Genomic DNA, 12,083 nt, shown 5'->3' with positions numbered 1-12,083 from the left:
AACGTGTCATCTTCTTCTTCACCGACCCACCCCGATCTGACCACTGCCCGCCTCATCCTGCGGGCGTGGACCGACGGCGAGGCCGCCGCCGTCCTGGACGGCACCCGGCGGGCGCACTGGGCCGCGGACTTCCCCGCCGAGGGCGACAGCGTCATCGTCGGCCTCTTCGCCGAGCATCCCGCCTGGCTGGGCGAGTACGGCCACCGGCAGGTCATCGAGCGTGAAAGCGGCCTGGTGGTCGGCTCGATCGGCCTGTTCTGGCCGCCCAGCGACGGGACCCTCGAGCTCGGGTACGGCATCGTGGCCTCCCGCCGCGGCCGCGGCTACGCCCCCGAGGCCACCCGGGCCATGACGGCGCACGCCCTCACCGCACCAGGTGTGCACACCGTGTTCGCCAATGTGGAGCTGTCGAACCCGCCCTCGATCCGAGTGCTGGAAAAGGCCGGGTTCGAACGGTGGAGCACTGAGCAGGAGACAGCCCGATACCGCGCCACGACGGCAGACCTGCCGCAGCGGTAACAAGCAGCGCTAACAAGCGGTAACAGTCTCCACGCCGGGTGTCGAAGCGGGCGCGCTTTCGGCACCCGGCGTGGAGCGTGGCTGGAGCTGTCCGTCCAGCCGTTCGTCCGGCTGTCCGTCCGTCCGGCCGACGCTGAGAACGGCAGCCGGTCACGGACAACTACGATCGGCGGCGGATTCCCACGGTCATCCTGCGAGAGCGTCGCCTCGGATGGGCAGCTTCTTCGCCATCACCAGCTCCCGCAGTCCGTTCGGCAGCTCGTCACCGATGTGCGAAGTGTCCTCGAACCCGTGCCGCCGATACAGCGCGATCGCCTTCTCGTTGCCCGGCGCGACCGCCAGCTCCAGGACCTCGGCCCCCACCTCCACGGCCCATGCCGCCACGGCGCGTATCAGGTGATCGCCGACCCCGTGCCCCCGCGCCTCCGGAACGACCCACATCGAGATCAGTTCGGTCGCGCCGTCCCGTTCGCCCGGGATGCCGCTGGCCATCCCGGCGGGCTTGCCGTCGAGCAGGGCGATCAGGTTCCGCGAGCCGGGGATGCTCAGGCGGTCCCGCCACCGCTCCTCGCGGTCGCCGTCGCCCTGCCATTCCGAGAGCGGGACTCCGAACGCGTACGGCGCCTCCTCCAGCGCGACGAGCCGAAGCTCTCGCCAGAGGGTCCAGTCATCGGCCGACAGCTCCTGCAATTCGATCATCCGGGCAGCCTGCCGCCCCGAACGTCCTGATCGCAACCGCTTTAGGCGGCCCACTGAAGGTAATTGACACGCCCATAGGCATCCATGAAGCTTGTCGTCATATCGGACAGCCGAAAGGTCACCACATGACGGCGACGGCCCCCGACCCCCAGCACACCGACCCCGCCCGCTCTCGCCGGGCCCTCATCGCCGGCTCGGTCGGCAACTTCATCGAGTGGTACGAGTTCGGCGTCTACGGCTATTTCGCCACCATCATCGCCGCCAACTTCTTCACCCCCGACGGCGCGAGCGACATGGAAGCGCTGGTCAAGACGTACGCCTCGTTCGCCGTGGCGTTCTTCTTCCGCCCGCTCGGCGCCGCGCTCTTCGGCCGGCTCGGTGACCGGATCGGCCGCAAGCCCCTGCTCATCCTGGTCGTTCTGCTCATGTCGGGCGCCACGACGCTCATCGGCGTACTCCCGACGTACGCCACGATCGGCGCGGCAGCCCCGTGGCTGCTGACGCTGGTCCGAATCGTGCAGGGGCTGTCGGCCGGCGGGGAGTTCGGCGGGGCGGTTTCGGTCATGACGGAGTTCGCGCCGCGTGGCAAGCGTGGGCTGTACGGGTCGTGGCAGTCGTTCACCGTCGCGCTGGGGCTGCTCGGGGGAGCGGGCGCGGCGGCCGTGCTCGCGACCGCACTGCCGGCGAAGGACCTGGCGGACTGGGGATGGCGGGTGCCGTTCCTGCTGGCCCTCCCGCTCGGCCTCGTGGCGCTCTGGCTGCGGCTGCGGCTTGAGGAGACGCCGTCGTTCGAGCGGGCGCGTACGGCGGGACCCCTCACCAAGCCGAGCGCCGGTGAGGTGACCAAGGCGATCGTGCTGGGGATCGGGCGGCTCATGGGCTGGTCGGCCGCCGGGTACACGTTCCTGGTCGTCATGCCCTCCTACCTCCAGACCACGCTGAACGCCACCTTCCAGCAGGCACTGGTCGCCACGGTGCTGGCCAACCTGGGCTTCGCGCTGGCGATCATCCCGGCGGGCGTGCTGAGCGACCGGATCGGCAGGCGGCCGGTCATGCTGGCGGGGGCGATCTCGGTCATCGTGCTCGCCTTCCCCCTGCTGAATCTGCTCCAGGACCCCGGCGCCCCGAGCTGGGCCAAGGGGCTGGCCGTACTGGTGGCCGGGGTGGCGGTCGGGCTGATGGCGGGGCCGGGGCCCGCGATGCTGGCGGAGATGTTCCCGACCACGGTCCGCTACACGGGGCTGGGGCTGGCGTACTCGCTGTCGAACGCGGTCTTCTCCGGATCGGCGGGGCTGATCATCACCGAGCTGATCAAGACGACCAAGGACGTCGACATCCCGGCGTACTACGTCGTGGCGGCCTGCGTCGTCAGCGCCGTGGCACTGGCCAGTCTGCGCGGGAGCGACCACCGAGAGGAACTGCGCGGCTGACGGGGCAGGGACAGATCCCGCATAAATCCGGGGACGATCCTCGATCGGCTCTACGTCATGCCGATGGATCGGCTCTGGACGCCTGTCCCGGCAGCGCGTCCCAGGACGTCAGCGCCTCCAGCAGGCCGTCCGTGAGCGGTAGCCGTACCAGGTCCTCCTGGGAGCACCAGCGGGCGTCGGCGGCGTCGTCGCCCGCCGCGAGCGTGCCGTCCGTGACGGTGGCGCGGTAGTCGCGGATCTCGTACGTCACGCCGCCCGGCCCCGGACGGTCCACGGTGCCCACGAGAGGGCCGATCGTGACGACCAGACCGGTCTCCTCCAGGACCTCGCGGCGCAGGGCGGCGGCGTCCGTCTCGGCGGCCTCCACCCGGCCGCCCGGGATCGACCACAGGCCCGCGCCCGGCGGCTGACCGCGCTTGATCAGCAGGAGCCGGCCCGAGGCGTCGCCGATGATGGCGCCCACGCAATTTACGCGCACATGGTCAAGATTACGGCTGGACAACAGCATGCGGCCTTGACGGAGTGGTGCCCTAGGACGCAGCGTGAGTAGCTGTGAGAGCGGTACCAACCTGCCCACGGTGTTTTGGTTCACTTCACGGGCCAAGTGCGTGGTCGAGTGCCTGGCGATGTGACGCGCACGGTGATGTCCTGCCCTACCAGCCACCTTGGCCCCCGTCCGCCAGGGCGGTCGAGACGATGCGGAAGAGCTCGCTCGTGCCCGTCTGGTTGCCATGGCCCTTGCCGCCCGGCTGGCTCGTCACCGGGTTCGCGGAGGCGGGCGACGAGCGTACGGGGGGTCGTGCCAGCGTGGTCGCGCTGTGCGGCCCTTCTCTGACGCGGGGGCCCGCCGACCTGCTGGTCATCGCGGAGGAGCCCGGTGTCGGGCTCGGGGCCGGGTTCGCGGGACTGGACGGGCCCGATCCCGGTGAGGGGTTCGACTCCGGGCCGCCGAACGCGAAGATCGTGGTGCTCGGGCACCCGACCGCGCTGTGGTGCGTGGGCGCGGGCGCCGACCGGGCCGTCTACGCCGGCGAGGCGATGGGAAACTGGCTGTGGACGATCGCCTGGCCCGCCGAGGCCGGGTGTCTCATCACGCTGACCGAGCTGAGCCTGCACGACCTGCGTGACCTCGAGCTCGACCTGCCTTTCGGCGCCTTCTCGCCGAGGCTGAAGTAGCCCGTACGGACGGCTCTCGAACGCGGCACGGTCAACGAGATTCGCGCTGTCACTCAGACGGACTAGAGTGCGGAGGCGTGACAGCGCGTATCGAGCGAGTGGTGAGCGAGGGTGTCGTCGACGTCGACGGCACCGAGCACAAGGTCGAGAACAACATCTGGATCGTCGGCGACGACGAAGAGGTGATCGTGATCGACCCGGCGCGTGACGCCGACAAGATCCTGGAGAAGGTCGGCGAGCGAGAGGTGCTCGCCGTGATCTGCACCCACGGTCTGCCTGACCACGTCGGCGCGGCCATCGAGGTGGCCAGCAGGGACGAGGCGGTGATCGCCCTCCACCCCAAGGACAAGCCGCTCTGGCGGGAGACCTGGTCGCAGACCTGGCCCGACATCGACATGGAGGACGACGGCATCTTCGAGGTGGCCGACGTCCGGCTCGACGTCATGGAGACGCCCGGCGTCACGCCCGGCGGGGTCTCGCTCTACTGCGAGGCGCTCGGGGTGGTGTTCAGCGGCGAGACGCTGCAGGCCGACGGGCCCGGCAAGATCGGCGGCGAATACCCCGACCTCAACTTCCAGCTCAACGCGATCGGGGCGCGGCTGTTCACGCTGCCCCCCGAGACGCGGGTGCTGGCCGCCCACGGCGACGAGGTGACGGTCGGCGACCTGGAGCCGCACTTCGGCGAGTGGCGCATCAGCGAGCCGGAGGACGCGGACGAGGGCCCGCTGACCGACGGCACGAAGGCCGCCGGGATCAGGCTCGACCCGAATGACGGCCGGGGTGTATGACCAGCTGCCGCTGGAAGGGATGCCGCGACGGCTCTATTCGTGTACGCCGTCGCGGCTGAACGCCTGGCTCGACTGCCGCCGCCGCTACCGGTTCACCTACCTGGACCGGCCGCAGCCGTCCAAGGGGCCGGGGTGGGCGCACAACAGCGTCGGAGCCAGCGTGCACAACGCGCTGGCGGCCTGGTGGCGCGAGCCCTATGAGCGGCGGACGCCGCTGACGGCGGCCATCCTGCTGAGCAACGGGTGGATCACCGAGGGGTTCAGGGACGCCGATCAGTCGGCGCAGTGGCTCGGACGCGCCCGCGACCTCGTGTCCGGATATGTCGGCACACTGGATCCGTCGGATGATCCGGTCGGCGTCGAGCGTACGGTGGCCACCCGCACCAAGGTCATCGCCGTGTCCGGCCGCATCGACCGGCTCGACCGGCGGGGCGACGAGCTGGTCGTGGTCGACTACAAGACCGGGCGGCGGCCCCTCACCCAGGACGACGCGCGCTCCTCGCTCGCGCTGGCCATCTACGCGGTCGCGGCCTCCAGGATGATGCGCACGCCGTGCCACTCGGTCGAGCTGCACCACCTGCCGACCGGCGAGATCGTCGAATGGCGCCACACGGACGAGTCCCTCGGCCGTCACCTGGGGCGGGCGGAGGAGGTCGCGGTCGAGGCCGCCACCGCCGACGAGCGCTACCGCGAGGTGATGGGCGCACCGGGCCCGGTACGCCCCCGCTCCTCTGGAGCGAAGGGCGGTCGAGCCTCCGGTACGACGGGCGGCCCGGCCCCCGGCACGCCCGGCGGCGGCCCTGGCGCGGTCGGCCGGGGCGGCGCCGAGGCGGTCGCGGGCGGGCCGGCCGCACAGGAGGCGGGTGGTCCCAAGGAGCGGCCGCACGTCGGGCCTCCGGCGGTGTCGCCCGAGCTGGACGCGATGTTCGCGCCCACACCCGGCCCGATCTGCGGCTGGTGTGACTTCCGGCGCCACTGCCCCGAAGGCTTGGCCGCCGCACCCGAGCGCCGCCCCTGGGACGGCCTGGCCGAATAACGGCACCCCCAGCCGGGCCGAGTGCCATCGGCCCAGCTGGGGATCCGCTTGGTCCGGTTGGCGCTCCACCGGGCGTGGTCGGGGTCCACTCGATCAGCGACTTCCCTCGCCCAAGCCGGGTGACCATGGTTGGACATATCCGGTTATGGTCGGGTTGTGGGTCGCGTGGGGCGTATGCCGGTGGCGGTAGCGTTCGGTGCCCTGTTCAACCCCCTGAACTCCTCCATGATCGCCATAGCCCTGGCCCGCATCGAGACGGAGTTCCGCGTCGGCGTCGTCGCCGTCACCTGGCTGGCCGCGGGCTTCTACCTGACCGCCGTCGCCGTGCCGCCCCTGATGGGCGCGCTGGCCGACCGGTTCGGTCCCCGGCGGGTGTTCTGCGGCGGGCTGGTCATGGTGGGCCTGACCGGCGCCCTCGCCGCCTTGGCCCCCTCCTATCCCGTTCTGGTGGTGGCCCGGCTGCTGCAGGCGTTCGGGAGTTGCGCGACGCTCCCGGCCGGGATGGCGATCATCACGGCGACGGCGGAGAAGGGGCGGCCACCGCCCCGCGTCATCGCGCTGATCTCGATGGTGCTGACGGCCAGCGCCGCGGCCGGGCCGGTGCTGGCGGGGTTCCTGGTCAGCCTGTGGGGGTGGCGGGCGATCTTCCTGGTCAACGTCCCGCTCGCGGCGGTGGCGCTCGTACCGGCGCTGCGCTGGCTGCCCAAGGTGGCCCCCGTACGGCGGCGGCAGGCGTGGCTGCCCAGGCCGAAGCCGGCGCTGCTGGCCACCTACGGGGTGTTCGCGATGGTCAACGTGGTGTTCTACCTGGCGTTCCTCATGGTGCCGCTCTGGGCGCAGCGCTCGGCCGGGCTGCCGCCGCACCTCGCGGGCCTGCTGGTCCTGCCCATGGCCGTGTCGGCGGTCCTCATGACGCCGGTGGCGGTGGCGGTGGCCGCGCGTGTGGGGATGCGGGCCGTGCTGCTGGTGAGCGCGGGGCTGCTGCTGGCGGGGTCGTGTGTCATGTTCTTCGTCGGGGCCGTCGGGGTGGTGCTGGTGACCACGTCGTTGATCGGCCTGGCCTCCGCGTTCAGCCAGTTCGGCCTGAACTCGCTGGTGTTCGTGCACGCCGACCGGAACGAGACCGGCTTGGCCGTGGGCCTCTTCCAGGCCTCGCGGTACATCGGAGCCGCCACCGCCGCCTCGATCACCGGCGTCCTGTACGCCCCCGAGACCATGGCTCCCAGCGGCTGGGTCATGGTCACGGCCTCGACGCTCATCCTGCTCGCCGGATTTATCATCCCCGTCGAGACATCGGATGAAGAATCTCGTCAAGAGAGCTAAAAACTGGCAATAGGGAGAAATCCCATGATATAGCTCCGACCTCAGCCATTGACGCAAAGCTTCCAAGGCGGTCATATCTGGTGTAACCCCTATGGAAGGCAGGTGCGCATGTCCCAGCCGAAGGAACAGGGCAAGACGCGACCACGCAGGATCCATGAGAAGAAGGTCAGGGCCCGCGGCGAGGAGATGACCTGGCACAAGCCCGACTACCAGGTCGTCGAGGCGTCGATGGAGATGACCGCGTACTTCCTGGCCACCAGGTAACCGGGCACCGCCATGCGACTGCAGGTGCTCGGCACCGCGGCCGGTGGCGGCGTGCCCCAGTGGAACTGCGCGTGCCCTGGCTGCTCCGGGGCACGCGCTCATCCGGGCCGCCGCAGACGCCACGCCAGTCTGGCCGTACAACAGGACGACGGGTGTTACGTCGTCAACGCCACGCCCGACATCGCCGAGCAGATCGAGTCCTGCGCGTGGCTGCGGCCGGGGCCGGGGCCGCGCGAGTCGCCGCTGAAGGGCGTGATCCTCACCGACGCCGAGCTCGACCACACGATCGGCCTGCTCAGGCTCAGGGAGGCGGACGAGCTGGAGGTCCGCTGCACCCCGGTGGTACGGCAGGCGCTACGGCCCGTCGCCGACATCCTCCGCCCGTACGTGCGGATCTCCTGGGCCGACGCCGACCTCATCCCGATATCGGCGAAACGACCCCGGTACGCCGACTCCCCGGAGGCTCCGGACTGGGTCTCCGCCCTGCGCCTCATGGGAGGAGCCGTGGTGTACGCGCCCGCCATGGGCGTGTGGCCCGAAGCGCTGGACGAGGCCGACTGCGTCATCATCGACGGCACCTTCTGGGACGACGAGGAGCCCCGCCGTACCGGGATCTCGGCGAAGACCGCCACCCAGATGGGCCACCTCCCGATAGAGGCGACCATGGAGCGCCTGTCCCGGCTGCCGGGCCGCCGCCTGTACACCCACCTCAACAACACCAACCCCCTCGTGGACCCGGCGGCCGAGCAGCACAAGGTGCTCGCCGAGCTGGGGATCGAGGTGGCCGCCGACGGGATGGTGATCGACCTGTGAACGGCTTCGAGGCCGAGCTGCGTGCCGTACCGGAGAAGCGCTACCACCACCTGCACCCCTTCAACCAGCGCATGCACGCGGGCGAGCTGACCCGTGAGGAGTTGCGGGGCTGGATACTCAACCGCTTCCACTACCAGCGGCACATCCCGATCAAGGACGCGTTCATCCTCGCCAAGCTGGCCACGCCCGAGCTGCGCAGGACGTGGCTGCGCCGCATCCAGGACCACGACGGCACCGCGCCGGGCGAGGGCGGCATCGAGCGATGGCTGCGGCTCGGCGAGGCGGCCGGACTGGACCGGGCCCTGCTGCTGTCGGGTGAGGGCGTGCTGCCGGGTGTACGGCTGGCCGTCGACGGCTACGTGAACCTGTGCCGCAACGGCTCCACGCTCGAAGCCGTGGCCGCCTCGCTGACGGAGCTGTTCGCGCCGGACCTGATGCGCACCCGGATCGCCGCCTTCGAGCGGCACTACCCGTGGATCGACCCCGAGGGGCTCCGATACTTCCGCGTACGCGTCTCTCAGGGCCGCCAGGACAGCGGCGAAGCACTGGCCTTGGTCCAGGAGTGGGCGCGGACCCGTACGGACCAGGAGAGGGCCATTGCGGCCCTCGGCTACAAGTGCGACGTTCTGTGGGCACTGCTCGACGCGGTGGACGGGGCCTATCGATGACCGAGCCGACGACCGGCCCGACAACTGGGCCGACGGCCGAGCCGGCAACAGCGCCGACGACCGGCCCGACGACAGCGCCGACCATCTGGCGTCCGGTGCTGTCCCGCGCGGCCATGCTCCGCCACGATCCCGTACGGCAGGCCGACCTGCTGATCGTCCCCGAGCGGATCGTCGTGCTGAACGAGGAGGCGGCGGCCATCGTCGGCCTCTGCGACGGCGAGCGGACCGTGGCCGACATCGTCGCCGAGCTTCCCGAGGGCGTGGAAGACGACGTGGTGGAGTTCCTCGACCGGGTGCGCGCCGAGGGGTGGCTGCGGTGAACGCCCCATGGGCCATGCTGGCCGAGCTCACGCACGCGTGCCCGCTGCGCTGCCCGTACTGCTCCAACCCGACCGAGCTGGCGGCCAGGTCGAGCGAGCTGAGCACCGGCGAGTGGCAGCGGGTGTTCGCCGAGTCGGCGGCGCTCGGCGTCGTGCACGCCCACCTGTCCGGTGGCGAGCCGCTGCTCAGGCCGGATCTGGCGGCGATCGTGGCGGCGGCAGCGGGGGAGGGCGTCTACACCCAGCTCGTCACCAGCGGCGTCGGGCTCACGGAACGACGGCTCGGCGAACTCGCCGCGGCCGGGCTGCGCAGCGTGCAGCTCTCGGTCCAGTCGGCGACGAGCGCGGAGTCGGACCGGATCGCCGGAGTCGCCTCGTTCGCGTGGAAGGAGCGGGCCGCCGACGCCGTGGCGGCGAGCGGGCTGCCGTTCGGGCTCAACGTGGTGCTGCACCGGGAGAACCTCGACGCCGTCGGCGAGATCATCGAGCTCGGGCTGGCGTGGGGCGTGGAGCGCATCGAGCTGGCCAACACCCAGTTCTACGGGTGGGGGCTGCTCAACAGGACCGCGCTGCTGCCCACCAGGGAGCAACTCGCCCGCGCCGAGGCAACAGTCACGAAATATCGGGAAAAGACGGATGTTGAGCTGATCTGGGTGATCCCCGATTACTTCGACGGCGTGCCGAAGCCCTGCATGGGCGGCTGGGGCGCGATCTCGATCACCGTCGCGCCCGACGGCCGGGTGCTGCCCTGCCCGGCGGCCTACGCCCTGCCCTTGGACCTGCCGAACGTCCGTGACCACTCGATCGGCTGGATCTGGGAGCACTCGCCCGCCTTCAACGCCTACCGGGGCACCGACTGGATGGGCGAGCCCTGCGCGAGCTGCCCGCGCAAGGAGCTCGACTTCGGCGGCTGCCGCTGCCAGGCGTACGCGCTCACCGGCGACGCGAGTCGCACCGACCCGGCCTGCCGCCTGTCACCCGACCACCATCTCCTCGACGACCTGGCGGGCGGCGGCACATGGACCTTCAGACAACCGGCGCCTACGGTCGGCGGCGGCCCGGGGTCCGTCAGGCGGCCAGCGCCTTCGGCCGGCGGCGCGGATCGGTCAGCCCCCTGAGCCCCTTGCCGGTGTCGTAGCCGGCGGCGGCGAGCCGCTCGCGGGCGGCGCGCAGCATCTCCCTGGTCGCCGGCATGAACGCGTGGTCGTGCAGCGGCTCGGGCAAGGAGTTCATGGCCAGCCGGAACGCTCTCAGCCCCGCTGTCACCGTGGCCCGCGGCACCGCCGGCAGCACGCCGTACATCCGCCTGGCCCACTCCGGCAGCGAGTAGTAGCACAACGCGCCGAACGGGAAATAGGCGGGTTTGCCCGGCGTGAGCGCCCGCAACTCCTGCGGCAGCCTGGGCCACAGCAGGAACCGCACGGTCGAGGCGGCCTCCTCGGTGACGCGCAGCGCGGGACGTACCCACTTGAAGTAGGCGTCCATCTCCGCGCACGAGCCGGGCACGTCCTCGGGGTGCAGGCCGACGTAGGAGGCGCTCTTGCGCTGCTCCCGCAGGTAGGCGTCGGCCTGGCGCTCGGTGAGCCCCAGCCCGCCGCGCCTGGCCACCTCCAGGTACGACGACACCTCCGCGCAGTGCACCCAGAGCAGCAGCTCGGGATCGTCCACCCGGTGCGTACGGCCGGTGTCGGGGTCGCTGATGCGCAGGCTCTTGTGGATGCCGCGCACCCGCCCGCCGATCTCGTCGGCCTCGGCCGGACTGCCGAACGTCGTGCGGCCCACGAAGTCTGCGGTGCGGCGCAGGCGGCCGAACGGGTCCTCCTGGAAATTGGAGTTCTGCCAGACGCCGCGCATCGCGAGGGGATGCAGCGCCTGGAGCATCAGCCCGCGCACGCCGCCGACCCACATCGCGCGGTCGAGGTGCACCAGCCAAGTAACGCTGTCCGGCGGCTGGACGACGATCTCTTCGATGCTCGTCATAGTAAGTACATGGTTACAGATCATTGGATCGGATGTCCAATTGCTGATGCTCCGCGGCGTTCCAGAACCGGACCAGCGCCGTGGCCGTGGTCTCCGGAGCCTCCACGGCCGGTGAGTGGGCCGCGCCGGGCAGCACCACGCACTCCGCCTCCAGCCGGGCCGCCATCTCCGACTGCAGCTCGGCCGGCCAGCCGTCGTCGCGCTCGCCGTAGAGGACCAGGGTGGGCACCTCGATCTGCCTGAGCTCGTCGATACGGTCCGGCGCGCCCAGCACCTGCTCGGCCATGCGCGACAGGGCGGTGGGGGAGTTGGCGAGCAGGCGTTTGTGCAGAAAGGCGATGATCTCGTCGGGCACGCCGTTGGCCAGCGCCTCGGGCTCGAACCTGGTGGACCAGAGCTGTTCGAGCCCCAGGGTGGGGAGCTCCTTCATGATCGTCTTGCCGCTGCGCGCCCGCTCGCCCACGATGCCGGAGGGCCCTGAGCTCATCAGCGTGAACGAGGCGAACTTCGTCCGGCCGTCGATGACCGCCTCGCGCGCGACCAGGCCGCCGAAGGAGTGCCCGACCAGGTGCATCGGCTCGTCGCCGCTGAGCGTCTGGGCCAGCAGGTCGACGTCGGCGCCGAGCGCGGCGAAGGAGTAGGCGGCGGGGTCGTCGGGACCGGGCGTCTCATACTGCCCGCGCAGGTCGACGGCCACCACCCGGCGGCCCGACTGGGCCAGGGTCTGCAGGATCGCGATGAAGTCTTCCTTGCTGCCGGTCAGACCGGGAACCAGGAGCGCGGGCCAGCGCTCCACCACACCACTGACCGGAAGCGCCTCAAGGGCCGCGAAGGTGCCCTGGGACGTTTCTATCTTTTGTGGTGCAACGCCAGGAGGCAGGTCGAGGAAGCGCGGCGTACTCACGTGAGGCAACAATACCCAGAGGTCAGCGCCTCGACACCGGCATACTCCCCACGCTGGTGCGAAACGGCGCACTTCGCCGTCGTGTTCGTCGTCAACAGCCTGCTCGAGGAGGTCTTCTATCGGCGTTGGCTTCAGACCCGATGGGAGCGCATCCTCGGCCGCT

Annotated in this window: 15 protein-coding genes; 11 read left to right on the top strand and 4 right to left on the bottom strand. The window is 70.8% G+C overall.

Going from position 1 to position 12,083, the window contains the following annotated elements; all coding sequences use genetic code 11:
- Positions 1–3: 3 nt before the first annotated feature.
- Positions 4–519, top strand: a complete 516-nt coding sequence (locus AB0B61_RS44570) for a GNAT family N-acetyltransferase (RefSeq protein ID WP_358446005.1) — start codon at positions 4–6, stop codon at positions 517–519.
- Positions 520–705: 186 nt separating this feature from the next.
- Here the strand turns inward: AB0B61_RS44570 and AB0B61_RS44565 are convergent, their stop codons facing one another.
- Positions 706–1,218 (bottom strand): GNAT family N-acetyltransferase, encoded by a 513-nt coding sequence (locus tag AB0B61_RS44565; protein WP_358446002.1) that lies wholly within the window; start codon positions 1,216–1,218, stop codon positions 706–708.
- A gap of 125 nt (positions 1,219–1,343) precedes the next feature.
- On the opposite strand from AB0B61_RS44565, the gene AB0B61_RS44560 reads away from it, so the two are divergent.
- Entirely contained in the window at positions 1,344–2,648 is a 1,305-nt protein-coding gene (locus tag AB0B61_RS44560; protein ID WP_358445999.1) for an MFS transporter, read from the top strand.
- A 55-nt stretch (positions 2,649–2,703) separates the two neighbouring features.
- Here AB0B61_RS44560 and AB0B61_RS44555 read toward each other — a convergent pair whose 3' ends face one another.
- Positions 2,704–3,126 carry an NUDIX domain-containing protein gene (locus AB0B61_RS44555; protein ID WP_358445996.1) on the bottom strand — a complete coding sequence of 141 codons (423 nt, stop codon included), beginning with the start codon at positions 3,124–3,126 and terminating at the stop codon, positions 2,704–2,706.
- A 74-nt stretch (positions 3,127–3,200) separates the two neighbouring features.
- On the opposite strand from AB0B61_RS44555, the gene AB0B61_RS44550 reads away from it, so the two are divergent.
- The 9 genes from AB0B61_RS44550 to pqqE all read left to right on the top strand — a co-directional run bounded on the left by AB0B61_RS44550 (position 3,201) and on the right by pqqE (position 10,154).
- Positions 3,201–3,824 (top strand): DUF6758 family protein, encoded by a 624-nt coding sequence (locus AB0B61_RS44550; protein WP_358445993.1) that lies wholly within the window; start codon positions 3,201–3,203, stop codon positions 3,822–3,824.
- A 77-nt stretch (positions 3,825–3,901) separates the two neighbouring features.
- A complete protein-coding gene (locus tag AB0B61_RS44545; protein ID WP_358445990.1) occupies positions 3,902–4,612 on the top strand; it encodes an MBL fold metallo-hydrolase in 711 nt (236 codons plus the stop codon).
- A complete protein-coding gene (locus AB0B61_RS44540) occupies positions 4,593–5,648 on the top strand; it encodes a PD-(D/E)XK nuclease family protein (RefSeq protein WP_358445987.1) in 1,056 nt (351 codons plus the stop codon). Before AB0B61_RS44545 ends, AB0B61_RS44540 begins: the two co-directional genes overlap by 20 nt.
- Before the next feature lie 174 nt (positions 5,649–5,822).
- Positions 5,823–6,971 carry an MFS transporter gene (locus AB0B61_RS44535; protein WP_358445984.1) on the top strand — a complete coding sequence of 383 codons (1,149 nt, stop codon included), beginning with the start codon at positions 5,823–5,825 and terminating at the stop codon, positions 6,969–6,971.
- A 108-nt stretch (positions 6,972–7,079) separates the two neighbouring features.
- Entirely contained in the window at positions 7,080–7,235 is a 156-nt protein-coding gene (gene pqqA / locus AB0B61_RS44530; RefSeq protein WP_357651976.1) for a pyrroloquinoline quinone precursor peptide PqqA, read from the top strand.
- Positions 7,236–7,247: 12 nt separating this feature from the next.
- Complete coding sequence (locus tag AB0B61_RS44525; protein ID WP_358445982.1) at positions 7,248–8,048, top strand: MBL fold metallo-hydrolase; 801 nt, start codon at positions 7,248–7,250, stop codon at positions 8,046–8,048.
- Positions 8,045–8,716 carry a pyrroloquinoline-quinone synthase PqqC gene (gene pqqC / locus AB0B61_RS44520; RefSeq protein WP_358445979.1) on the top strand — a complete coding sequence of 224 codons (672 nt, stop codon included), beginning with the start codon at positions 8,045–8,047 and terminating at the stop codon, positions 8,714–8,716. Before AB0B61_RS44525 ends, pqqC begins: the two co-directional genes overlap by 4 nt.
- Entirely contained in the window at positions 8,713–9,036 is a 324-nt protein-coding gene (pqqD, locus tag AB0B61_RS44515) for a pyrroloquinoline quinone biosynthesis peptide chaperone PqqD (protein WP_358445976.1), read from the top strand. Before pqqC ends, pqqD begins: the two co-directional genes overlap by 4 nt.
- A complete protein-coding gene (gene pqqE, locus AB0B61_RS44510) occupies positions 9,033–10,154 on the top strand; it encodes a pyrroloquinoline quinone biosynthesis protein PqqE (RefSeq protein ID WP_358445974.1) in 1,122 nt (373 codons plus the stop codon). The genes pqqD and pqqE overlap by 4 nt, the downstream gene beginning before the upstream one ends.
- Here pqqE and AB0B61_RS44505 read toward each other — a convergent pair.
- Both AB0B61_RS44505 and AB0B61_RS44500 read right to left on the bottom strand, forming a co-directional pair.
- Positions 10,105–11,016 carry an oxygenase MpaB family protein gene (locus AB0B61_RS44505; RefSeq protein WP_358445972.1) on the bottom strand — a complete coding sequence of 304 codons (912 nt, stop codon included), beginning with the start codon at positions 11,014–11,016 and terminating at the stop codon, positions 10,105–10,107. The two genes, pqqE and AB0B61_RS44505, sit on opposite strands and share 50 nt — an antisense overlap.
- A gap of 13 nt (positions 11,017–11,029) precedes the next feature.
- Positions 11,030–11,920, bottom strand: coding sequence for an alpha/beta hydrolase (locus AB0B61_RS44500; protein WP_358445970.1), 891 nt, complete (start codon positions 11,918–11,920; stop codon positions 11,030–11,032).
- Positions 11,921–12,083: the final 163 nt, after the last annotated feature.

This window comes from Nonomuraea sp. NPDC049158 (assembly GCF_040648335.1).
Classification (GTDB): domain Bacteria; phylum Actinomycetota; class Actinomycetes; order Streptosporangiales; family Streptosporangiaceae; genus Nonomuraea.
The sequence above is the reverse complement of the archived record's forward strand: the minus strand, read 5'-3'. Positions and strand labels throughout refer to the sequence as shown.